Below are 23,036 nucleotides of genomic sequence, written 5' to 3' on the forward strand. Positions count from 1 at the left end.
CTTACCATTTTTATCTGCAAATCGCCTAAAAAATAGTCTCTGTCAGTGCCATGGTCGAATGTTCAACACGCCCTAAATTTTACAGCCCTTTATTACTGACTTTTATTATTAACCCAGTACGGATGCAAGCGATGACTAAGATGGATCAAGCGCAAATGATTAGCATAAAAGCACAACAGCATCAGCGCCACCTGACAAAAACAAGCTCACAAACCGGCTTTACCTTGATTGAGATTATGGTGGTTATCGTGATTTTGGCAATTTTGGCAGGCTTAGTGGTACCTAGAGTGGTAGGACAAAGTGACAAAGCACGAGTCAAAACCACGGAGACGGCGCTTGCGACCGTATCGAACGCGCTAGATATGTACAAAGTGGACAATGCGCGCTATCCGACGTCTGGACAAGGCTTGGATGCGCTAATCACGCCGCCAAGCGACGCCAAAAACTATCCGGAAGGCGGTTATATTAAGGGCGGCTATCCGACAGATGGTTGGGATAACGAGCTCCAATATGCCTCGCCTGGTAGCGAAGGGCGTCAGTATGATCTGTTCTCGTTAGGCGCTGATGGTCAGCAGGGCGGTGAAGGGCTAGACGCGGATATTTACGCACAAATATAGTTATCTACTGTCCATGGCTTCGATTAGCTTTTAGCCATACAGCTCTAGCCTATAAACACTCAATATCAATCAATAAGTCGTTATTGGTTGATATTTTTTATACGCAGCTATCATGAGTGACCATAATGGTAAAATAGAGTAATATATAAATTTATATTATAATAATTATTATGTTTTGCTCCGCGTTGTTTTCATCAATCTTCAATCACCATATGTAGGGTGTGCACCCATCACATTTAAGATTACAACGCAATATTTATCACTGAACACCGATAGCATTCAGAACTGCTATTAGAGGTCATTGTCTATGTCTATCAAAACGCTTTTGTCAGCGTCAGCTGTTATCAATAAAACTCACGTCAATAAAATGTGCTCAAAAACACCTCGTGTATGGGTCATTACTGTAGCCGCTAGTTTATCAGTGATCGGACTGTCAATGAGTGCGCAGGCTGCTGGTCTAAGCGATCTGTTTAGCAGCAGTAGCAGTAAGTCATCGAAGTTTTTACCAGTAGATGAGGCCTTTGATGTCTTAACTGACAGCAAAGCGACGAGTAAAGGCACGCGCCTAGCGATTACCTTTGATATCACGCCGGGCCATTATGTCTATAAAAACCAGCTCAAAGTTCGCTTTCCTAAAGGTATCAGCGCCACGCCTTTTACCTACAGTCAAAAGCCGGTGACTATCGATGATCCTACCTTTGGTAAAGTGCCGGTATTTAAACAAAGAACGGTTGTCGCGACCACCACTTTAGCAACCAAAAACGGTAAAGGTGCCAAAAATGCCCCGATCATTATCGATTGGCAAGGCTGCGCGACCGCAGGGCTATGTTATCCACCAGAAAAAGTAACCACTAAAATCAATATTCCGGCGACTCGTTAATAGTCTTTATCAGTACCTTGCTTGTGCAATATCAGTAATAAAAAGGTAGTCCTTTATGTCTATAAAGACGTCAATGAATCATCCTGCACCGACAAAAAAAGCCCGCTCAGCTGCCGCTTATCTACTGGCATTAGGGTTATCTAGTAGCTCGCTAGTAACCGGCGTGGCCGTCACAGGGTTGATGGCTGTTTCTACTACCTCGCAAGCGGCGTCCCTTAGCGATTTATTTGGTAATAAGAGCGCGGCGGCTCCTAAGTTCTTACCAGTAGGCGAGGCCTTTCAAGTCACGAGCAGCACTCAGCCTGTCGCTAAAGGCACACAGCTTTCTATAAATTTTGATATCACCCCAGAGCATTATGTTTATAAAGATCAGCTCAAGCTTGACTTGCCGGCTGGGGTAAGCGCCAGTGCGTTCAAGTTCAGCCAAAAGCCCGTTTCTATCGATGATCCGACTTATGGGCAAGTGCCCGTGTTTGACCAAGCCAATGTGGTGGCTAGCACGACGCTAACTAGCACCAACGGCAAAAGTGTGAATGCGGGCGAGGTGACGATAGGTTGGCAAGGCTGCGCCAAAGCGGGTCTGTGTTATCCGCCAGAAAAAATCAAAACCACAGTGTCTATTAATGCTGATGCTGATACTAGTGGGGACAGTAAAGGCAGTAATACGGCTACAATAGCAGCCACGAGCACTCAATCAGCCATGTCGTCTGCGCTCGCCACTGACGAAGCTATCGACTATGATGATTTAGACAGCGATGCGATTGATTACGATACTTTAGATAGTGGCACTTTGAAGAGTGGTACTTTAAATAGTGACATGACCGCGACTAGCTCAGTCTCTGGCGACGATAGCAGTATTGAGGCCGAAGATAGTGTCAGCCTTGCCAGTGACGGCACGACAACGAGTAGCCAGACTCACAATACTAGCAATACTAGCAATACTAGCAATACTAGCAATACTAGCAATACTAGCAATAACGGCATGATTAACGGCTTAGGTAACGAAGATCCGTTTGGGCTGGCAACGCATCCTTGGCTGGCTTTATTACTGTTATTCGTAGCAGGGTTAGGGTTAGCGCTGACGCCTTGCGTATTACCGATGCTGCCGATAGTGGCCAATATTGTCGCCCGTCAAGAGAACCCAACCGTCAAAAGGGGCGTTATCTTAACCACAAGCTATGCGCTAGGTGTCTCTATTGCTTACGGCCTGCTTGGCGCGGTGATTGCGATATTTGGCGAGTCGCTTGGCATCATTGGCTGGCTACAAAACCCTATTATCCTGATTAGCTTTGCCATTGTTTTTGTACTGCTGGCGCTGTATATGCTTGGCGTCTTTACAATTCGTTTGCCCCATGCTATGAGTAACAAGCTACACAAATTAAGCCAAGCCGGCGACAGCAAGCTTGGTAGTACTAGCGGTAGCTTAGTCACTGGGTTTTTATCCGCTTTAGTCGTCTCGCCTTGTGTGTCTGCGCCTTTGTTTGGCGCACTGTTGGCGGTTTCTACTATTGGCAGTCCGCTACTCGGTTTTATCGCTTTGTTTATGCTCGGTTTCGGTCTCTCTGCGCCGCTGATCTTAATTGGCGCGACGCAAGGCAAGATCATGCCCAAAGCTGGCGCGTGGATGGACTGGGTCAAGCAAGGCTTTGCGCTGTTATTATTCGCCGTAGCACTGCTAATGATTGAGCGGGTCTTTATCTCGCCGGTGATGCTTCTGGTTTGGGCATTATGGTTTATGGTGGTCGCGACTTGGGCGTGGAGCTGGGTCGGTCGGGCGCGTATGCTGACGCAAGCGCTAGGTTTAGTCGTCGGTATTTGGGCAACGATGCTGATTATCGGTGCCGCCTTAGGCAATGAGGATAGCTTACATCCTCTAGCGTCACTAACAGCAGCGCCAACGATGGTGTCATCAGCAGGACAAAGTACCAATCAAGCCTTAGGAACCAGCCAAGCCGCAGGAGCCCAAGCGACAGATGAGCATGTCACCACATTAGCAGAACTAGATACCATTATCGCCGCGAACCCTAAAGTTATCGTTGATGTCACTGCTGAATGGTGTATCGAGTGCCGTATTATGGAAAAAAACTTATTTCATAATCGCCCCGCGCAGATGCAGGACTGGCAATTGGTCAGACTCGATATCACTGAAACCACAGCGGACTCAAAAGCCATCTTAGCACGCTATCAGCTGTTTGGACCGCCTTCGCTGCTATATTATGTCGACGGAGAGCTCGTGAATAAGCAAGTCGGTGAGATCGGACGCCAACAGTTCGAACAGACTTTGACGGCTTTGAATAATTGATATCAGATTCAATCGTTTAAACGAGCGCGATACTTAACTTTTAGGTTGGATATCGCGCTTTTTTATGACCAGAGATAATCAACGTTATTAAGTCTTCTTAAATGCAGAATGCGTAATATTAAGTAGGGATAATGCTAGTATAATGTGCATAATTTTATTACAATAACGCAACAATATTTGATGGCTAATGCTATTGCCTTATTTCATATAGATTAAGCAGTAATAGTGTCTAAGAGCAGGCGATGACTTGTCTCTTATATCACTGACTATCACCGCTATAGTCGATTCAATCTAAAAAGTATGATGTGTTACTCAGATCACTCTGGTTCAGCGTCGAAAGTGAGCCGCGCGATAGAGAGACTGATATCAGTAATATACCAAAACTTTTGACCCTTTTTACTTTGAACTGAGTATAGTCTCTACTTATTTGTGCTGTCGTCAGCAGATAATATGCCGGCATCTTTGCCCCTCATGACCAAGGATTACTATGTTTGCTCAGGTTATTACCCGATATCAAGCTCAGCTTCAGCCGACTTTCAATACTGCATTAAAGACGCCTTTGAGCCTAGCTATAGGTGTCGCTTTAAGTTGCACCGCTTTGCAAGCCCAAGCCGCTAGCGAGGCGTCAGTCTACAATGAGATACCAGTAGCTGGGGCTAACGTAGAGTATTTAGGCGATGACGCTATTGAACCGAGCCAAATGCCTAGCGATGCTTTTATCGCGCAGCAAGCTCAGCTGTTTCTTGAATGTACCGAGGTTCAGACGAGCGCGGCACGTTTGGCTTGTTTTGATAAAGTAGCAGAGCAAGGCAAAACGCCTAGCTATACCATGAGTAAGCAGCCTGTAGATCTCGCCAAAACCCTTAAGACGACTATCTCCGGTAACCCGCAAGTGATACTCGCGCAAGACGACTTAGACGAGGCTGACGACACCTTAGACACGGAACAAGAGCAGACTAATACAAGTTTAAGTGCAGTAGGGCTGACAAAAAGAGAAGCAAAAGTATTAGAAGAGGTGGGAGTCACCCAAGAGCAGATAGAGAGATATTCGCCGCTAAGCTTAGCGTATGACTTAGATCAAAACAGCGAGCGCGGCACTTGGACGGTCAGACCGTATCGGCCAACTTATGTACTACCGCTATTTTATACCTTTGATCCTAATCTTAGCCCAACCCCTAGTAATCCAGATGAACCCGGTGAAACGTTTACTTCTAATGACGTTCGCAACACTGAGCTGAAATTTCAGTTATCGCTAAAGACAAAGGTTGGCGAGGATTTATTCGATACCAGTGCTGACTTATGGTTTGGTTATACTCAAGAGTCGCATTGGCAGGTCTATAACGAAGATAACTCAAGACCGTTTCGCGCGACGGACTATCAGCCAGAGATATTTTTGACTCAGCCAGTAGCTGCTGACTTACCTTTTGGCGGACGTTTGCGTATGCTAGGGGCGGGCGCGATTCACCACTCAAACGGTCAAGACGACCCTTTATCACGCTCATGGAACCGCGCTTATCTACTAGCCGGAGCGGAGTGGGGCAAGCTCTCAGTAGTACCGCGTCTATGGGCCCGCATCAACAATGAAGATGAGAGTAGCGAAGATAACCCAGATATCGAGGACTACATGGGCTACGGCGATATCAAGTTCTTATATGATCTACCTGATCAACAAAGCCTCAGTGGTACGCTGCGCTATAATCCAAGCACTAATAAAGGCGCGGCTCAAATTGACTATATTTATCCCTTGTCCGAAAACGTCAATGGCTATGTACAGCTATTCCAAGGGTACGGCGAGTCTATCATTGATTACAACCACGAAAACACCGCTATCGGCTTCGGTATAGTGCTCAACGACTGGAAAGGCTTTTAGGATAACTATTAGGAGTCTAGCCCTTGCGCCGCCCTGCACCTTATCAGCTCGGCTTATGGCTGGCAGAGTATGTCAATATACGCTGCCAGTTATGCGGCTGCTATCGTAAAGCACCCTATACTGAACCTGCAGATTCTAATCATGCAGACCTATCAGCCAGTCAATCTTCTAGCCTGTTTGCAACTGCTCATAAAAGCCTGCTTTGTAGTCGCTGTCAGCGCAGTATCGCTTGGCTACCGGCGCCTTTTTATGTTGATATTGCAGCATCCGTCACCTTGCCGATTCAAGCCGCTAGCTACTACGATTATCCGCTGCGCCAAGCCATTCGTGCTTTCAAACATAGTGAGGATATGAGCCGCCTACCTCTGCTGGTACATATGCTGCGGCAACTACCCAGGCCGAAAGGCTGTCATGCGGGTAACAGCGTCATCTTACCTATGCCCACGACCGATGACCGCTTACGTAAACGCGGTTTCGATCCGGTCACTATCCTCTCAATCCATCTCGCCAAACACTGGAAAATCCCCTTATGGCATGGGGTCGCGCGCATGGACGATACGGTTAGCCAGCAAGGCCTCACCCGAAGCGAGCGCCTAACCAATCTAAATGATGCTTTTGTACTGACTGAGACCCCGCCAGTCAAACGCTTACTGCTATTCGATGATGTCGCAACCACAGGTGCGAGCTTGCAAGCATTAGCGCGTGCCTTCTTACCAGACCAGCCTTATCTAACCCCTCTAGAAGCTACTAGAACAGCTCATGGTAGTATGAATTACGCTACTGATAGCGCCAGCCAGACTGCTGATGTTAAAACTAATAAGTACCATATTTCAGCGTACGCTCTAGCACACGGTAGTCAAAACCAATAATTCTTATAGACTGTATATCTATTGCTATAGTAAAGATGACTAGAGTCTTGACGTTTTTAGTGTTATTTTTGTATGTAATAAACCTCAATTGTTTTTGTATTATTTAAATGTGTAAAGGTATTCAGGCCGTATTGTCAGTAGCTAATAGCTTAGATAAACGGAACAAATATTGCATCTTTATAAGATATGACTGTTTTTATAACAGAATAAAAACAATAGCATTTCGCGAATTATTGCTAGTCAACTTAGCGCTAACTATAAGGTTTTAGGATTTGGATGTGACTACTGCTTTATCTAATTCGTCTTATAACAATAATCATTCGGCAGGGTTTACTCTGATTGAGCTGATGGTGACGATTGCGGTATTGGCTATTATTGTCGGTATCGCGGCGCCTAATATAAGTACGCAACTGGCCAATCAGCGAGTGAAAGCGACAACCGCTACTCTAGTGAGCGCATTGAAAGAAGCGAAAGCTGAAAGTGTTATTCGTCGTCAGGAGATTGAAGTCTCTATCGATGATGACGACTATAAAATCGAGATTGAAGATAATAGCTCAACTAGCATCGCAAGCTATACTTATAATACTAAGAGTGTTATAGATGGCGATGACGTAGTGTTTAAACCTAATAAAACTGCCGATGAAGAGACGCTGACTATCTGCGATAGCAATACCAATGCAAGTCCACGACTAGTCAAAGTGAGTAAGCTTGGACAGGTTAGCGTTTCTATAGGAGGAAGCTGCTAATGATGCATCGTCAGCGAGGCGTCGGACTGGTGGAAGTATTAGTGGCCGTGTTATTACTGTCAGTAGCGGTATTAGGGTTTAGTGCGCTGCAAATCAGAGCGGTCAGCGCCACCGATGAGAGCCTCGTGCGTACTAAGTCCATGACTTTAGTGCGAAACTTGTCTGAGGTGATGCGTGCCTACCCAGAAGCTTATGTGACAGGTAGTGGCACAGCTTTTACCACTGCCGCAGCTTCAGACCCTGGAGCTGTACCAACGATCCAAGCGGTTATAAGCGGTTCAGCGACTAGTACCGTTAAGGTTGACAATGATGATATCAGCATCACAGGCACAGACAGCTGTTTATCAACAAGCATTAAGACTGTTGATGACAAAAAAGTAGCTAAGCAAGCTTGCAGTATCAATCAGCTCGCAGCGCGCGATGCCCTTATGGTCAAAAAAATAGCGACTGACGAAGATATTAAGGTAAATGTAACCACCTGCCCCGGTACTACCACGCAAGCAATACAAACACAGATGTGTGTGATTACCGCTTGGAATAGCACTAAGGCGATACTTGATGACGATGACGAAAAAGCTTGCGCTGATAGCAATGGTGTCTATAAGAGCGGCAGCCAGTGCTTGATTTCGGAGGCCTACTAATGAATTATAGTGCTAAGCGTCAGGCAATGGCTGGGTTTACTCTAATCGAGCTGATGATATCGCTGGTATTAGGACTGCTGATATCTGCGGCAGTGATGCAAGTCTATCTGATTAATACTCGTACCATTACGGTGCAACAAAGCGCCTCAGAGGTACAAGACAGTAGCATCTTTGCTATGCAGAGTATCGAGGAGCATGTGCGCCTTGCCAATCTTGGCAATCCTATCAACTATATCACGGACAGTACCGATCATGGCGGCATCGTATTGGCTCAAGCTAATCTTGGTAATGCTAATTCTACAGACGTCAAATACTTCACTATTGATGCGAGTACGGGAGTGTCAAATATTAAAGATATTGCCAGCGATCAGCTGACGATTCAGTATAAAAACATTACCCCAGACGAGTTGTACGATTGTGAAGGGGGTAAGGTCGAACAAGGCGAAGCTGACTGGGTGGTAGAGCGTTACTTTGTGCGTCTTGCCAATGGTGCGAGCAGCTCAGACACAACTAAAAACTTGGTACTCGCATGCAGCGCTGGGCGCGTCGATGCTGATGGTAATGTCACTGCAGCATTTACAGACAATGGAGCGGTTGTGGTCGCAGCCGTTGATCAGTTCAAAGTGCTGCTCGGCGCACAAGCAGATGTTGATAAGCTCACCTACTTACCTCCAAGTGTCTATGCGCTAATAGACAAACCCACTGACGACGAAAAACCAGCCATCACTAGTGTCAAGCTTGGCATGATTGTCCGTAGTAACACGCCTTTGATCGCTGATGCTGACGCTGATGAATTTACCTTGTTAGGAGCTACTCATACCCTAAAGACAGATACCACGCGCAAAAAATACTACCGGCGCAGTTATGAGTCCACTGTACTACTACGCAGCGCTCGGGTGATGAGTGTTATCGCTACTGTCAATAGCTCCCCATAAAGGAAGAGATCAAATGTCTAATACGCTTCGCTCATATCCTCAGCAGCTGCCTACCACCCAACAAGGCGCTGTACTCATTGTGGTGCTGTTATTCTTAGTATTGATTATCTTTGCAGGCGTTATAGCCGTTAAGCAGAGTACCACCGATCTGCGTCTAGCGACTAGCGATCAGATTAATACCTTATTGTTACAATCAGCCGATAACGCCAATCAAAATATTGAGCAAAGTGTTAATGGTAGTAGTGATAAAGCCATCTATGATGATATGATCTCGCGCAGTGGCCCCTTTGGGCACTTTATGCTTAATACGGACAGTATTGATCATGAGTATATCTTTTGCTTTCGCCCGCGTGGGCAGTTCTTCGATATCAATAAAGCCTCGATTGTTGTGCCCTCAGGTAACTTGAATGATAAAGGCTACTGTAATCCTAATAATGCAGATGATTATGTCAGTGCGCGTAATGCCAGTATGACGCAGGTCAATGTCGCGCTGACCCCGCCCAATGCGACTAACGAGGCGTTTAGCAGCTATACCATTGGCCAAGACAGTAGCGAGATATCTAGTAAAGCCTTTACTTTTGATATCAATAGTACTGCCGTATTGCCGTCGTACGCTGATACCAAAGTCGATAATAAGGACTGTTTTGAGAAGACCAGCCGTCTACATTCTGTCACCGATAGCGCAGACACTATAGGCGGCTGTATGGTAAAAGCGGGCGTACCCAACGTGGTTGTTTATGAGATGGCCAATGTCGAAAACCAGTCCAAACGCACCAAATGCGTCGATTTTGGAAAAGGCAGCGGCAAACTATGTGCCTTGCCGGCCAGTTAATAGGATTTTGACAAAGCTAAAGCTATGTCTAGGTACAGCATTATCATTATAGAATAATTGCTTTTATCGCATATAAGGAATAGGTCATGAAACACAGAGATAAAGCACCATCTGATCGCCATGCATGGCCTGTTAAAGTATTGGCAGCAGCGATCATCACTGGGCTAATGACAACGCCCGCCTACACTGACAACAGCCAGATCAACCGCAAGCCCATTGGCGATCTGGAGATCTATGCTGCTGCCAAACCAGGTACGGCCACTATCTTTATGATGCTCGATATCTCAGGCAGTATGGACGAGCGCAGTATAGAAAATGACTATGGTGACGAATGTGAGAGCAAATATAAAAGCCAAAGCTCAGAAGAGATCACTGCAGTCATACGCGGGCGCGACGCTGATGGCAAGCTCAATAGCAACCTTGTTGAGAGTATTAATTTCACACCAAAGGGTTGTTATGTAGAAGATGACGATGATAATGATGTCATGCGCTTTGATAGACTAACGCGCCTACAAAAAGCGCTGATAGAAATGCTGGCTGACGAGGTTTATAAGGGCGACAAAATCAAAGCTAATAACAAGATCGAAGATAAAGACAAAGGCACATTACCAGATGATTATGAGGTAGGCGTGGGTGCCTTTAGTTACGATAGCGATGGTGACTCAGCATATGTATTAGCACCAACACGCGCTTTAACTCCCGATCAACGCATAGAGCTTATCAAGAAAATTAAAGAGTTAACAGCCAATGGCGGCACACCTACAGCGCCAGCTTTGACAGAAGCCGGTGCTTATATGATGGGTACAACTACTATTGACGATGTTACGGTCGCTGCTGAACGCGAGTATTATAGAGGAAATCCTTATTGGCGGCGCTGCTATAGTAATGAAAGCTCATTATCATACGATGATGAGTTAGATATATATGTTTATGATTGCCGTAATTGGGGCAGCTGGGATGATGAATATAGCTCAATCTCCGGTTATGTGAACTCTAGCTCTAATATTGATCATGATGATAGAGGTCGTACTTATTTTGCAGGTGATAATGAAAATAGTGGTTTCGCTGCCTCTATTACGACTTCTAAAGTAAAAAATGAAAATAAAAATGCGTATATCTCACCACTCAATGATGATGAGTGTAGTGGTAATGGCATATATCTGCTGACAGATGGTGTGCCGTCTAATAATATCAAGGACTCAGAATCAAAAGCGATAATGAACATGTCTTTGAAAGGCTCTACTTTATCAATAGACTCATGTGACAACAGCAGCTTAACAGGTCTATCAGGAAGCAGTAAGCAAGGCTGGGGCTGTATGGCAAGTTACTCTCAGCTATTACGTAACCCTGCTAATCCCGGTAAGTTACCTATTAAGACGGCTACGGTAGGCTTTGGTAAGACTTTTGATGGCCTGACAGGGACACGAGATATTATTACCAATGGCAAAAAAGTCAAAGTCGTTGATTGTGAAAGTGGTAGTGTAGGCACAAACGCCCGAAACCTATGTAGACTGGGCGAGCGTAAAGGCGACAATGAAGTTAAGACCTTTGGCGATGGCGGTTTTTATTACACTGAGGAGTCAAAAGACATCGCTGCCAGTGTAGCCGACTTCGCTGCAAACTTAGTACAAACGATCAATACCGCACCCTCGGGCACCATTACCATTCCAGATGATCCTTATCGCGCCGCCAATCAGCTGCCCTATGCTTATCTGCCTATGCTTGACCCCGATATTGCCTCAGCTGCTAGTATTTGGCGTGGTAATCTTAAAAAATATAACCTAGATGAAGGCACATTGTATGGTAAAAGCGATAATTTACTGTTTAAAAACATTGCAGGTGAACTTAATACAGGCACGCGGGACTTATGGCAAGATGGTAACTTTATCAAAGGTGGCAAAACCGCCAACAACGATATTATGGCAGGCGGCGTCTACGCACAACTAAAAACCCCAGCATCTGGGCTATCAAGTGTGCGTACGGTATATGTAGAAGACACCTCAAATAATCAACCTATCTTGCGTAAAGTATCGGTGGACAGTAATGGTAAGCCAGTAGGTTTTGATACGCTTGTTGATAATGTCTACAACAAAGGCGATGAGATTAATAAACGCCGCTTGCTAAGCTTTTTAGGCTTTGATGAAGTGCTTACCAATGACGGTCAGCCTACCAGTAATAAAGATGTCAATAAATTAAAGCTTGATAAGCCTGTTAAAGAAGTCAAAGTACTCGGCGGGGTCGTGCACTCGACTCCGACAGCGGTATCTTATGGTGCTGATCTTGATGGTAATGGCCGTATCACTGATACGCGCGACGATTACGTATTATTTGGCTCAATGGATGGGGCACTGCATTTGGTTGATGCGGAGACCGGTGAGGAAGAGTTTGCGATTATCCCCAAGCTGATGATGGAAACTCAGCCAAAAGCCTTAGTTGATGGCTCTTTCAAAGATGAAGTTGGCACGCCCTACTTTGGGGTTGATGCGCCGTGGTTAGTTGAGACTGATTATAACTATGATCTAGATAATAATAGAGTGACTGCCAGTAGCATGATGGCTTACGGCGGCCTGCGTATGGGCGGCGAGGCGTTCTATGGTATCGATATTAGTGAAAGGTCTAGCCCCAAGATTGAGTTTAGCATTACTCCTGAGGGTCTTAATGGTGACAAATCCACTAATTTTAGCCGCTTAGGTCAGATCTGGAGTAAACCCACCGCGGCCAAAATTCGTTTAACTAAAGGTTCAGAGACTAAGAAAAATACGGAGGCTACTGACGTGCTGATATTCGGTGGTGGCTATGATATGAGCTACGAAGATGCTGAATATTTACCCACTGCTAGTAAGCCTGCTCAAGGCAATGCTATCTACATGATCAATGCTAAAACTGGCGAGCTGATCTGGTCAGCTAGCAAGAGTGATAATGAAAATATGATTCACAGCTTCACGGGTGAAATTACGGTACTAGATAGAGATAACGATGGTTTAATGGACCACCTCTATGCCGCCGACCTCGGCGGGCAAGTGTTCCGCGCCGACTTCGAAAATGCGCGGATTGAACAGTTTGGCTTTGAAGCGGTCAGTAAGTTCGGCAATAAAGGCATCACCCGTATTTTACAGCCCAATAGCAACGATAAATATGCTTATCGTTTTTATAATCGTCCGGTGGTCAGTTTTTATCGTAGTGAAGGTGGCGTAAACAACGGTAAGATATTTGCTTTGGTCAACGTTATCTCTGGTAACCGCAGCTCGCCGCTATCGACCTTGCGTGATAACAACAAATATGCCAACCGTATCTATGGCATTATTGATAGCGACGTTACTAGTAACGATCTGTATAAAAACGGATTTAAGGCTTCCATAACAGAATTAAAAGATAGTGATCTGGTCAACCTAGCAGACAAGCTTGGAGCTCGGCCTAACGAGAAGAAAAAAACCACTACCAAAAACTTGATGATTACGGGTGATAAAAAAGGTTGGTATTATCCATTAACTCGCTTCGATGGCTATAACAACGTGCGCTATAATAAAGGCGTAGGCGGCATGACTGCGATCAATAACATCCTTTATACCACTGTTTATAATCCTGACAAGCTCTATGGCACAGTCTCAAGCTGTGCCGCACGGATTATGGGCGGCTCGGAGCGTCAGTTATACTGTCTGCCTTATGGTATCTGTATGGATGAAACCTCTATTACAGGTACTGGCGGTTTTATCCCAGCAGGGCAAGGTATCCAAGAGCTGACCCTTGGGGCCTATAATGCGGACAACAAAGACGTTAAAGTGTTGATCGGCACCACCACCATTACTGAACGTATTAAAGCGGCCAATCGTGCTGGTTACAATGAAGATAGCTTCAAAAACGATAGTAATATCAAGGATCTATATCCTGGCACAGGTAGTCCCACCTTCGTAGGCGGTGATGGCAGCGCTACCGAGTTTTTGTTCAATGAGCGCTATACTCTACAACCAAAAGCTTGGTATCAACAAAGAACGGGCGAATAATGCACTGGTGGCGAGTCGTGCTACTCCATAACGGTGAATAAGCGGGGACAACAGCAAATGGCAACTATGGCGACAGACCGCTTAGTATCAGAGCGTAGCGCTAGCGCAGGCTTCACCCTCATCGAGCTGATGATCATCGTCGTGATCATCGGTATCCTCGCGGCTATCGCTGTCCCTAGCTATCGCCGCTATGTGGTCATGAATGCTGAGCGCGATGCTCAGGCGAAGATGCTACAGCTACAGATTGATCTTGAGCGCTGGCGCGCGCGTGCCTTAACCTATCAAGGCTTTGAGCCACGAGTGATCGCTAATGATAGTACGGTGACTTATGGCTATGATGAAGCGGATAACACCACTATTTATGTGCCAGACGGGGCAGACTCTAGCAACTACCGCTACAAGATTACGCTAGTCGATGGTACAGCTACGGGCAATTCACTAGTCACTACGGTTGATCCTAACAAGCCAAATTTGGTCAATGCCACCACTGGCAGGTCGTGGAAGATGCTAGCGGAGAAGAGCAAGACGGGTATCACTCAAGATGCGAGTAATATCGTCCTAGCCAGTAATGGCCTACGCTGCCAAAACAAGAGCGCTATTGATATTGAAAAGCCTGATTGTGGTACAGGTCAGAAGGAGTGGTAATGCTAAAAAATACCAACGGCTTCACCCTAATAGAGCTGATGATCGTCGTCGCTATCATCGGTATACTCGCGGCTATTGCTTATCCAAGCTATCAGGGCTATGTGGAGCGAACCAACCGCGCTGATGTGATGAATGAGATGCAAAACATTGCTAATACAATAGAGAGCCGAAAGCTAGCACAAGGCAGCTATAGCACCATTAGCACGGCGGTGATGAGTGACTTCGATAATAAGGATTATCCGTCTCAGGGTACAGCGCTCTACACGGTGACGGTAACACCGGACCCATTGACTGCTAACTGGACTATTACCGCGACTCCAGTTGAGGGTGGTCAGATGGAAGCCGACGGCGTTTTAACTCTTAACCATTTAGGAGTTAAATGTCGAATGATCGATAATGTCAACACTTGCGGCAGCGGCGATCAGTGGAACTAAACGCCTTGAAATGGCAATGATGATATAAATTTTGTCAGTTGTCATAAGTAATTGACAAAAAACGTCAATCAAAGTTACGCTCTGTTATGTTAAGTGACTGAACTGACAAGAATTAGCAGGTTGACAGTAACATTATGTTAACGATACACTAACAAGCGGTCAAATTACTGTTATAAACGGTAAAAAATAGGGTAAAACCTATTATGTTCAATAAAGTCAGTGAGTTTTGATATTTGGCATGTAATATGCAGTTAATACTGTAAGGCGTAATAGCTAATTTTAATCTGTAAATTAAAGATAGGTCGTCTATAATCGACTGTCTCTATACTACCCTAAGGAGTTCTTATGAACACTGCTCAAAAAGGTTTTACCCTAATCGAACTAATGATCGTGGTTGCCATCATCGGTATCTTGGCGGCGATTGCTATTCCTCAGTATCAGAACTATACTGCTCGCGCTCAAGTATCTGAAGCCATGACCTTATTAGCTGGATTGAAAACGCCAGTTGTGGAAGGTATTTCTTCGAATGGTCTGGCAGCTTGTAGCAATTCAGAACCTGTTGAAGCGTCAGGAGAAGGTGAAAATAAAGTAGATGCTAAAGCCGCTGGTGCACTATATGAGATTACTACGGATGGCAAGTTTGTTGAGTCTATTACAGCTGCACCAAATGATACGGATAAAACCTGTGTATTAACAGCAAACTTTAAAGATGAAGGATTAAACGCTTCTGTAGCTGATAAAGATGTAAAGTTCACATATGATGAGGCTGCAGGAACATGGGAATGTACTTCTAATTTAGACCAAAAAGTTCGCCCAAAAACTTGTGATCAAATCTAATTACGCAAGCGTAGGCTGGGCTCTTAGCCCAGCTCAGGTAATACTGCTTTGCTAGACAACAGCTATCTCCTATAAAACAGCTTGTGAAGTGCCTCGCTTTATATAAAAAGCCAAACGAATTGTTTGGCTTTTTTATGTTTAATAACTGGCTAATCGCCGCAAACCTAACTGGCATACTCTCTGCACCATAGCAATTATCCCATTAATTGATAATAACGCTATGAAGTATCAACATCATACTGCCGCAAATCGTCACCTGACACAATCAGGCAGCGCGCAATCTGGCTATACCTTGATAGAGCTAATGATCGCCGTCGCTATCATCGGTATCTTGGCAGCGATTGCAATCCCCAGTTATAATCAACATATCGCGGAAGCCCAGCAGGGTGCATGTATGTCTGAGGCGAAGTCCTATAGCAACCATATCTATTATCTGCTCAACGACCAAGACGGCAACACTGTCGCCACCGCGCCGACACCTAGTGCCTGTCTCAGTATCACTGATGCAGCAGGCTGGACTACCGACACCGCGCAGCCTATCATTGCTGTTGCAAAATCGCCATCCAATGCCCGTATCGAGTGCGATATTCCTAATGGCTCGCCTTGTCGAATAATGCCTTAATTAAATTCTTTCTATTAAACCAAACAACCACTTCCCAAACACGCCCAACCCCAATAGTGTAAAATCACCTCATCTAAAATATGATGATGACTCATTTTATGCAAAAAAAGGTGTTAGGTGTTTGTCTCGCGATCGCCCTGCTTGAGGGCTTTGCCGGTTTGGGGATTGAGATATATGCCATTCGTATCTCCGCCACTTATATCGGCGCGTCCATCTCTATTACTGGCGTTATCCTCGCGATGGTGCTGATCGCCATTGCCTTAGGTTACTGGTATGGCGGTCGTCTCTCACAAGATATTCACACCCCAAGACAGGCATTACTTAAGGCCGGACACGTTTTATCCTTATCGGCTATCTCTCACGCCATTGCTTGTATTATTCAGCTGCCACTTCTTGCCGCCATGACCGCCAGTGTAGATAGTCCGATTATCGCTGCTATCGGCGTTGGGCTATTATTCGGGGTGGGATTGGCCTTTGGCTCGACCGCTATTCCGCTGATTACTCAGTTTTTATCTTTAAAGTATGAGAACGCTGACGGCGTTGATGCTGGCAAGAATGCCGGCATGATGGTGGCGGTTACTACTGTCGGTAGTGTGCTGGGCTCGACGCTGACGCCGATATTGCTGCTGCCTTATATTGGCCTAATGAGTAGCCTCGCGTTATTTATCGCCGCTTTGGCCATTAGCGCTTATTTATGTACGCGCTTAGCAGTGCAAATTGCGAGTGATGAGCCGCTAAGTTTATCGACCCATCGCATGAATTATAGCCTTGCGCTAGCGGCAGTCGCGGTGACTTTTATTTTTATATTCTTGAATAAAGTCGATACCGGCTATCAGACTGCGACAAACGCTTGGTTTATTAAGCAAACCGTCATCGATAAGCAATTAGCGGTGACTATTACCGATAAACCCGGACAGACGACCAGTAGCTGCTGGCTCTATCTCGCCAAAAAAAACTGCCATTGGTACGGTAAGATTACCGTCGAAGCCATTGATGACATCAAACCTGAGACTTTAGTATTCCTTGGCGGGGCAGGGATGGGCACACCTAGCGAAGTGGCGCATCATAATCCGGATATGGCGCTGACGGTTATCGACATTGATAAGGGGTTACCCGACATTGTAGAAGCGCACTTCTTAAAAGCACCAATCGCGCCCAATATTAAGTTCATCGGTGATGATGCACGTGGCTATTTAACCCGTCATCGCGAGGCGCGTTATGACTTTATGCTGATTGATGCCTTTCAAGGGCGTCATGTGGCAGGGAACTTGTACACTATCGAAGCACTACGCCAGTTTCAGAATAATAGTAGCTATATCATGGCCAATATGATCGGCAAGGCCAACGCAGAGCATGGCTATAGCCAAACGCTATTTAACAACTGGCATGAGGTATTCGGTGATGACGCTTATATTCTCACTAAAGCGACATCGAACCAGAGTAATCGCGAAGCGATACAGAACATCATGCTTTGCAATTTTCAATGTCCGGGTAGCGTCAAGCTTACGCAAGTGACGTTTTTTGAGCAGTCACAAGCGCTACACACCGATGATGTGCCGAGGTTGGATCGGTATTATTATCGGGCGATGTAGATACCGCTCAATGAAATGACTTACGGCTTGACTTCCTCCCCTCCCTAAAGTGAGGGGATTCCTTCTGCAAGACGGTCAAGCCCGACCGCAAGGATGTTCTTAGCGGCATTGATATCTCTATCATGCCATGTGCCACACTCAGCACACCTCCATCCTCTGATTCCAAGACCTGCTCTACCTTTCGGACTACTGGACATATCGCCACAGCACGAGCAGGTTTGGGTAGTGTATCTCTCATTTACTATCTCAAGCTGACAACCTGCATACTTGCATTTATATTCCAGTTGTCTTTTGAGTTCAAACCATCCTGCATCGTATGTTGATTTAGCTAGGTTGGTTTTCTTACTTGTGAATGAGCGTGATTTAACATCACCAACCACAATCAAAGCATTGTCTTTAACAAGCTTGGTGGTGAATTTGTGAATTGCATCTAACCTTGAATTTTTGATTTTGGCGTGTATTGCTTTGACACGCTGTTTGTTTTTCGCTCGTTGAGCTATTGCAAGCCTTTCAGCCCACTTTTGCGTTTGTTTGGTTGTCAGCTTGTCACCGTTTGATGTGGTAGCAGATTCCTTTAAGCCTAAGTCAATACCAACGCTGCCCATCCCACTTACTTGTCTAGGAAAATCTTTGACGGTAATACAGGCATACCAACGATTACGGCTGTCTTGCACTATCTCAAGCGTGTTGATTTGATACAGGCTTAGGTTGTAGCTATCAAAGACATCTATGATGAGCTTTTGACCCTTAGAGAGCGATAGCTGTATGGTTGATTTAAGTGCTTTCTTTCCCGTTTGTCTGGTGTGCAGATGTTTGATTGCTGACTTTTTAAAAGGAATCCAACCTAAACTTTTTCGCTTGGCATCGGGTCGGTTGGTTCGCCAATTTAGTTTGGCTTTTTTAAACTGCTTACGAGATTTGGTATGAGTTTCGTTTATGGCTTGCAGAGTTTGTGAGTGTAAGCCTAATAGTTCGCCACTGCCTTTGGTGTATTCGTTTAGGTCGTAGGCACTAAAGAATTTACCTGTTCGCTTTAGATGCTCAAAACTTAACGCATTAACATAGTTCCACGCATAGTTAACACTCCCAGCTATTTTGTTTAGCTGGTTTACGTGTTTGTCTTTGATGCGTAGCTTGAGGGTTTTCATACCTTTAGTATGGCGAGGTTAATTTCAACTTACAACCCTTTAAGTACTACTCACGACAGTATATGTCGCCTTATATCCACCCCCTGAAGTGGGTGGTTTTACGGCAACGTTGGATAAAAAAAGACCGCAGCAAAAGCTACGGCCTAATGTATAAAGATTTTGTTTATAGCGACATCACTTTTCTAAATACTGAATCTTACCTTCGACGCCATCCCACTTTTCGGCTTCTGGCAAGGGACCTTTCATCTCGGTAATGTTTGGCCACTTTTTTGCCAATTCGGCGTTGAGCTCAAAGAAAATCAGTTGGTCGTTGGGCACTTCATCGTCAGCGAATATCGCTTCGGCAGGACATTCGGGCACACATAATGCGCAGTCGATACACTCGTCAGGGTCAATGGCTAAGAAGTTTGGCCCTTCATAAAAGCAGTCTACTGGACAGACTTCTACGCAGTCGGTGTATTTACAAAGAATGCAGTTATCGGTCACGACGAAGGTCATAGCGAACTACCTGCTATCAAAGCGCCTATGGGTTAAATCGCCTACTTCTCTAAATACTGAATCTTACCTTCGACGCCATCCCACTTTTCGGCTTCTGGCATGGCTGGCTTCATCTCAGTGATATTTGGCCACTTTTGAGCAAGCTCGGCATTGAGCTCAATAAATATCTCTTGTCCTTTTGGCACTTCGTCTTCTGAGAAGATGGCATTGGCCGGACATTCAGGCTCACAAAGGGCGCAGTCGATACACTCGTCTGGGTCAATGACTAAGAAGTTCGGTCCTTCATAGAAGCAGTCCACTGGGCAGACTTCTACACAGTCGGTGTATTTACAAAGAATGCAGTTATCTGCAACGATAAAGGTCATAGAGGGCTACCTGTTATTGGTTTGACGAAATGCTAAATAGCAAAAATAACGCATATTTTAGCGCTTTTATAGTGTTTTCACAAACCCCTTTAACGACTAATGAGTTGTTTGAGACGATAGAGCATATCATGTGCTTGCTTGGGCGTTAGACTATCAGGATCGATACTGTCTAATTCACTCTGTAGCGTAAACCACTGATTTTGCTGCTGATTATCTATTGTATGAGTAGGCTGTCTATGGGGGCTATTGGCACTACTGTCTGCAAGGGTTTCATAAGGCTGCTGACGTTCTTCGATAATGGCATGAGTTAAGTCAGTTTTGTCATCAGTATGCGCGCCTTTGCTATGATCAGCAGCGCTAGTAGTAGCGGTGAGCGTATCGAGCAGATAGCGTTGTGCATCAGCGAGCACTGCCTTAGGAATACCGGCCATTTTTGCCACATGTAAACCAAAGCTAGAGCTAGCCGCGCCGTCTTTAATTTTATGCAGCAGTAATAATTGACCATCGACTTCGCTGGCCGCGACATGGACGTTACGAATACCTTTGTTCTGCGCTGCCAACTGGGTCAGCTCAAAGTAATGGGTGGCAAATAACGTCAAGCAGCCAATCTCGAGCAGTTTGTTAACACAAGCATGGGCGATTGCAAGGCCATCGGTGGTTGCGGTACCGCGTCCGACTTCATCCATGAGCACTAATGATTTATCGGTCGCTTGGTTTAGGATATTCGCCGTTTCTATCATCTCGACCATAAAGGTGGATTTGCCACCAGCGAGGTCGTCTGCCGAGCCGATACGGGTAAAGATACGATCGATATCACCAATATGGGCACTTTGCGCCGGGACAAAACTGCCACAGTGTGCGAGCAGTACAATCAGCGCAGTTTGGCGCATATAAGTGGATTTGCCGCCCATATTAGGACCAGTGATGAGCAGTAAACGCTCAGGATGCTCGCTTGCACCTAGCTGGCAGTCGTTAGCGACGAAATGATTAGGAGCAGAGTGAGCGTTGGACTTGGCATGATTCATCCTTTGTAGTACTGACTCGACGACGACGTGGCGTCCTGCGCGGATATCGATACGGGTTTGGCTATGGGCTTGAGAGTCGCTATCTTTACTCATCACCGGACGCTGCCAGTCATAAGTTATGGCCAGATCGGCCCAGTTAGCGAGCACATCGAGCTGTGCAATAGCGGCGCTCAGTTGCTGTAGCTCCGCTAAATGTTCGCTCAGCTCGCCAAGTAGCTGCTGATACAGCTGCTTTTCACGGGCTAGCGCTAAAGTCTGCGCGCTTAAGTACTCAGTCTCTAGCTCCTTTAGCGCTTCGGTGATAAAGCGCTCAGCGTTCTTCAGTGTTTGCCGGCGGATAAAATGAGCAGGCGCCAGCTTTGCTTGCATCTTTGGCAGCTCAAAATAAAAGCCGCTGACCTTGTTGAAGCCGACTTTTAGACTCGGCAAATTATGCTGTTGCCGCGCTTCATCTGCCATGTTATCGAGGGTGGCTTGAATATTATCATGCAAGTGCGTTAGCCGATCGAATTCTTCATCGAAGCCCGCAGCTAGCATCCCGCCATCGCGGATATGCGCTGGCGGCTCTGTAATGATAGCGCGCTCAATGCGCTGCGCAACTTGCTGCACGGCAGGTAAGTGGTCAGGCAACTGCTGCATGAGCATCGGTAATAGACCGCTTTGCTCAGCCTTGATACCAGAGGCAGTTAATAAGCGCGCGAGCTGTAGACTACTGGCGATACCGTCAGCGAGTTTGCGCAAGTCACGCGGTTTGGCGCTCATCAGACCAATACGGCTACTGATGCGCTCGATATCGCCGATGGTATTTAGAGTATCGCGTATCTCACTGATGAGCGACTGACTGGCTGCATGGTTGGCTGTATGGTTGGCCGCTAATAACTGCTCTATAGCGGCTAAGCGCAAATTGATACGCGTATGCTGACGTAGCGGCCGCTTCATCTGTTGCACCAGTAGGCGCTTACCCATCGGCGTTTGACACTGATTGAGCACTGATATCAAGGACGTGCCATTACTACTGACTGGGGTGAACAGCTCAAGGTTTTGCTGACTACCTCCATCAATGATCAGATAATCGTCGCTGTGCTCAATGATGAGCTGATTGACCTGCGGAATTTGCCGCTGCTGGGTTTGTCGCGCGTAGTGAATGAGCGCCGCACAGCTGGTTTGCGCAAGCGGCGAGCCGCTAATACCTAAGCCATCAAGGCGCTGCACTTGAAACTGCTCGCAAAGGGTGGCGCCGGCATGGTCCGGATGAAAATCGTTGGCCGCGACTTCGATAATAGAGCAGTCCAGTTCACTGCGTAGCCAAGCGAGCCACTGCTCATCGACGCCTTCACTAATGATACATTCACTGGGCGCAAACCGCGCTAGTACGGTAAGCATTTGCGTTTGTAGCTGGGCGCTAGCCGTATCATGATCGGCTAAGCGCTCTACCGTTAGCGTTTGTGTGGTCAGTGTACCGGCGGCTAAGTCGAGCTGACTGATCGCAGCTTGCAAAGGTTGTTTACTGCTTTTAGTCTTTGATGGTTCTACAAAGTCCGCCTGAATATCGATGGCAACGACGGTTGGCGTAGAGCCAGCGCTAATCAGCGCATCATCGGTGATAGTACCGGCGGTTAAGGTCTTGACTACTTCACGGCGCATGATGCCGCTAGCAGGCGTGGTTGCGGCATTCTTTTTTTGTTTATCGGCGAGCACGGGCGTATTATGATTGGCGGACTCATCGATTTGCTCGCAGACGACCACTGTCTCTCCCGCTGCAATCAGCCGCGCCATATAGCTATCGGCGGCATGAAACGGCACGCCGGCCATAGCGATGTTATTACCGGCTTTATCGTTGCCCCTGCGAGTTAAAGTAATATCTAATATCTGCGCGGCGCGTTTGGCATCATCAAAGAACAGCTCATAAAAATCGCCCATACGGTATAGTAACAAAGCGTTTGGATAGTTGGCTTTCATGGTCAGATATTGCACCATCATCGGCGTATGGTGCGCTAAGTCAAAGACGGTATCACTAATGGTTAATAGGGTATCTGAATTAGAGTTTGAATTAGATAAGGAGCTGACGGGCTTAACAGGCATGCATAATCTCTTATAAAGCTTTTATAGCGAAAGTTGAGGGGATAAAACCTCGGCGCTAGAGCGAAAAATAGTGTCTATTTTAACACGAGAGCGGG

The 23,036-nt window shown here is 46.1% G+C and carries 19 protein-coding genes; 15 read left to right on the plus strand and 4 right to left on the minus strand.

The features are described 5' to 3' along the window. Positions 1-155 precede the first annotated feature (155 nt). From gspG to AAEY83_RS05650, 15 genes are all read left to right on the plus strand, one after another. Positions 156-617, plus strand: coding sequence for a type II secretion system major pseudopilin GspG (gspG, locus tag AAEY83_RS05580; protein WP_037058954.1), 462 nt, complete (start codon positions 156-158; stop codon positions 615-617). Between the two features lie 307 nt (positions 618-924). Beyond that, on the plus strand, positions 925-1,497 hold the full coding sequence (locus AAEY83_RS05585) for a protein-disulfide reductase DsbD N-terminal domain-containing protein (RefSeq protein ID WP_025645103.1): 573 nt from the start codon (positions 925-927) through the stop codon (positions 1,495-1,497). Positions 1,498-1,552: 55 nt separating this feature from the next. After that, entirely contained in the window at positions 1,553-3,799 is a 2,247-nt protein-coding gene (locus AAEY83_RS05590) for a cytochrome c biogenesis protein CcdA (RefSeq protein WP_051397422.1), read from the plus strand. Positions 3,800-4,286: 487 nt separating this feature from the next. Further along, on the plus strand, positions 4,287-5,669 hold the full coding sequence (locus AAEY83_RS05595; protein WP_025645107.1) for a phospholipase A: 1,383 nt from the start codon (positions 4,287-4,289) through the stop codon (positions 5,667-5,669). Between the two features lie 23 nt (positions 5,670-5,692). Then, positions 5,693-6,538 (plus strand): ComF family protein, encoded by an 846-nt coding sequence (locus AAEY83_RS05600; RefSeq protein WP_025645108.1) that lies wholly within the window; start codon positions 5,693-5,695, stop codon positions 6,536-6,538. Between the two features lie 278 nt (positions 6,539-6,816). Continuing rightward, positions 6,817-7,284: a pilus assembly FimT family protein gene (locus AAEY83_RS05605; protein ID WP_025645110.1), complete on the plus strand. Its 468-nt coding sequence runs from the start codon at positions 6,817-6,819 to the stop codon at positions 7,282-7,284. Continuing rightward, positions 7,284-7,925 carry a type IV pilus modification protein PilV gene (pilV, locus tag AAEY83_RS05610; RefSeq protein WP_025645112.1) on the plus strand — a complete coding sequence of 214 codons (642 nt, stop codon included), beginning with the start codon at positions 7,284-7,286 and terminating at the stop codon, positions 7,923-7,925. The genes AAEY83_RS05605 and pilV overlap by 1 nt, the downstream gene beginning before the upstream one ends. Continuing rightward, positions 7,925-8,860 (plus strand): PilW family protein, encoded by a 936-nt coding sequence (locus tag AAEY83_RS05615; protein ID WP_025645114.1) that lies wholly within the window; start codon positions 7,925-7,927, stop codon positions 8,858-8,860. The genes pilV and AAEY83_RS05615 overlap by 1 nt, the downstream gene beginning before the upstream one ends. 13 nt (positions 8,861-8,873) lie before the next feature. Beyond that, positions 8,874-9,692 carry a hypothetical protein gene (locus AAEY83_RS05620; RefSeq protein ID WP_051397423.1) on the plus strand — a complete coding sequence of 273 codons (819 nt, stop codon included), beginning with the start codon at positions 8,874-8,876 and terminating at the stop codon, positions 9,690-9,692. An 86-nt stretch (positions 9,693-9,778) separates the two neighbouring features. Continuing rightward, entirely contained in the window at positions 9,779-13,693 is a 3,915-nt protein-coding gene (locus tag AAEY83_RS05625; RefSeq protein ID WP_025645118.1) for a PilC/PilY family type IV pilus protein, read from the plus strand. Positions 13,694-13,750: 57 nt separating this feature from the next. Then, positions 13,751-14,338 (plus strand): type IV pilin protein, encoded by a 588-nt coding sequence (locus AAEY83_RS05630; RefSeq protein ID WP_025645120.1) that lies wholly within the window; start codon positions 13,751-13,753, stop codon positions 14,336-14,338. Then, positions 14,338-14,772, plus strand: a complete 435-nt coding sequence (locus AAEY83_RS05635) for a type IV pilin protein (protein ID WP_037058931.1) — start codon at positions 14,338-14,340, stop codon at positions 14,770-14,772. The genes AAEY83_RS05630 and AAEY83_RS05635 overlap by 1 nt, the downstream gene beginning before the upstream one ends. Positions 14,773-15,117: 345 nt before the next feature. Beyond that, positions 15,118-15,609 (plus strand): pilin, encoded by a 492-nt coding sequence (locus AAEY83_RS05640; protein WP_025645125.1) that lies wholly within the window; start codon positions 15,118-15,120, stop codon positions 15,607-15,609. Between the two features lie 220 nt (positions 15,610-15,829). After that, entirely contained in the window at positions 15,830-16,231 is a 402-nt protein-coding gene (locus AAEY83_RS05645) for a prepilin-type N-terminal cleavage/methylation domain-containing protein (protein WP_025645127.1), read from the plus strand. Between the two features lie 98 nt (positions 16,232-16,329). Next, positions 16,330-17,823, plus strand: a complete 1,494-nt coding sequence (locus AAEY83_RS05650) for a fused MFS/spermidine synthase (RefSeq protein ID WP_025645131.1) — start codon at positions 16,330-16,332, stop codon at positions 17,821-17,823. A gap of 44 nt (positions 17,824-17,867) precedes the next feature. On the opposite strand, the gene AAEY83_RS05655 is transcribed toward AAEY83_RS05650, so the two are convergent. From AAEY83_RS05655 to mutS, 4 genes are all read right to left on the minus strand, one after another. Then, a complete protein-coding gene (locus tag AAEY83_RS05655) occupies positions 17,868-18,971 on the minus strand; it encodes an RNA-guided endonuclease InsQ/TnpB family protein (protein WP_300314483.1) in 1,104 nt (367 codons plus the stop codon). A 174-nt stretch (positions 18,972-19,145) separates the two neighbouring features. Beyond that, on the minus strand, positions 19,146-19,469 hold the full coding sequence (gene fdxA / locus AAEY83_RS05660; RefSeq protein ID WP_025646411.1) for a ferredoxin FdxA: 324 nt from the start codon (positions 19,467-19,469) through the stop codon (positions 19,146-19,148). A gap of 41 nt (positions 19,470-19,510) precedes the next feature. Next, entirely contained in the window at positions 19,511-19,834 is a 324-nt protein-coding gene (gene fdxA / locus AAEY83_RS05665; RefSeq protein WP_025646412.1) for a ferredoxin FdxA, read from the minus strand. A gap of 89 nt (positions 19,835-19,923) precedes the next feature. Beyond that, complete coding sequence (mutS, locus tag AAEY83_RS05670; protein ID WP_025646413.1) at positions 19,924-22,941, minus strand: DNA mismatch repair protein MutS; 3,018 nt, start codon at positions 22,939-22,941, stop codon at positions 19,924-19,926. Positions 22,942-23,036 lie beyond the last annotated feature (95 nt).

It is taken from the genome of Psychrobacter sp. TB20-MNA-CIBAN-0197 (genome assembly GCF_040309765.1).
Lineage (GTDB): Bacteria > Pseudomonadota > Gammaproteobacteria > Pseudomonadales > Moraxellaceae > Psychrobacter > Psychrobacter submarinus.

Bases quoted from the DNA above. Each gene is read 5' to 3' on its own strand.
- gspG (WP_037058954.1), top strand. From the start codon at position 156: ATGATTAGCATAAAAGCACAACAGCATCAGCGCCACCTGACAAAAACA.
- AAEY83_RS05585 (WP_025645103.1), top strand. From the start codon at position 925: ATGTCTATCAAAACGCTTTTGTCAGCGTCAGCTGTTATCAATAAAACT.
- AAEY83_RS05590 (WP_051397422.1), top strand. From the start codon at position 1,553: ATGTCTATAAAGACGTCAATGAATCATCCTGCACCGACAAAAAAAGCC.
- AAEY83_RS05595 (WP_025645107.1), top strand. From the start codon at position 4,287: ATGTTTGCTCAGGTTATTACCCGATATCAAGCTCAGCTTCAGCCGACT.
- pilV (WP_025645112.1), top strand. From the start codon at position 7,284: ATGATGCATCGTCAGCGAGGCGTCGGACTGGTGGAAGTATTAGTGGCC.
- AAEY83_RS05615 (WP_025645114.1), top strand. From the start codon at position 7,925: ATGAATTATAGTGCTAAGCGTCAGGCAATGGCTGGGTTTACTCTAATC.
- AAEY83_RS05620 (WP_051397423.1), top strand. From the start codon at position 8,874: ATGTCTAATACGCTTCGCTCATATCCTCAGCAGCTGCCTACCACCCAA.
- AAEY83_RS05625 (WP_025645118.1), top strand. From the start codon at position 9,779: ATGAAACACAGAGATAAAGCACCATCTGATCGCCATGCATGGCCTGTT.
- AAEY83_RS05630 (WP_025645120.1), top strand. From the start codon at position 13,751: ATGGCAACTATGGCGACAGACCGCTTAGTATCAGAGCGTAGCGCTAGC.
- AAEY83_RS05635 (WP_037058931.1), top strand. From the start codon at position 14,338: ATGCTAAAAAATACCAACGGCTTCACCCTAATAGAGCTGATGATCGTC.
- AAEY83_RS05640 (WP_025645125.1), top strand. From the start codon at position 15,118: ATGAACACTGCTCAAAAAGGTTTTACCCTAATCGAACTAATGATCGTG.
- AAEY83_RS05645 (WP_025645127.1), top strand. From the start codon at position 15,830: ATGAAGTATCAACATCATACTGCCGCAAATCGTCACCTGACACAATCA.
- AAEY83_RS05650 (WP_025645131.1), top strand. From the start codon at position 16,330: ATGCAAAAAAAGGTGTTAGGTGTTTGTCTCGCGATCGCCCTGCTTGAG.
- AAEY83_RS05655 (WP_300314483.1), bottom strand. From the start codon at position 18,971: ATGAAAACCCTCAAGCTACGCATCAAAGACAAACACGTAAACCAGCTA.
- fdxA (WP_025646411.1), bottom strand. From the start codon at position 19,469: ATGACCTTCGTCGTGACCGATAACTGCATTCTTTGTAAATACACCGAC.
- fdxA (WP_025646412.1), bottom strand. From the start codon at position 19,834: ATGACCTTTATCGTTGCAGATAACTGCATTCTTTGTAAATACACCGAC.
- mutS (WP_025646413.1), bottom strand. From the start codon at position 22,941: ATGCCTGTTAAGCCCGTCAGCTCCTTATCTAATTCAAACTCTAATTCA.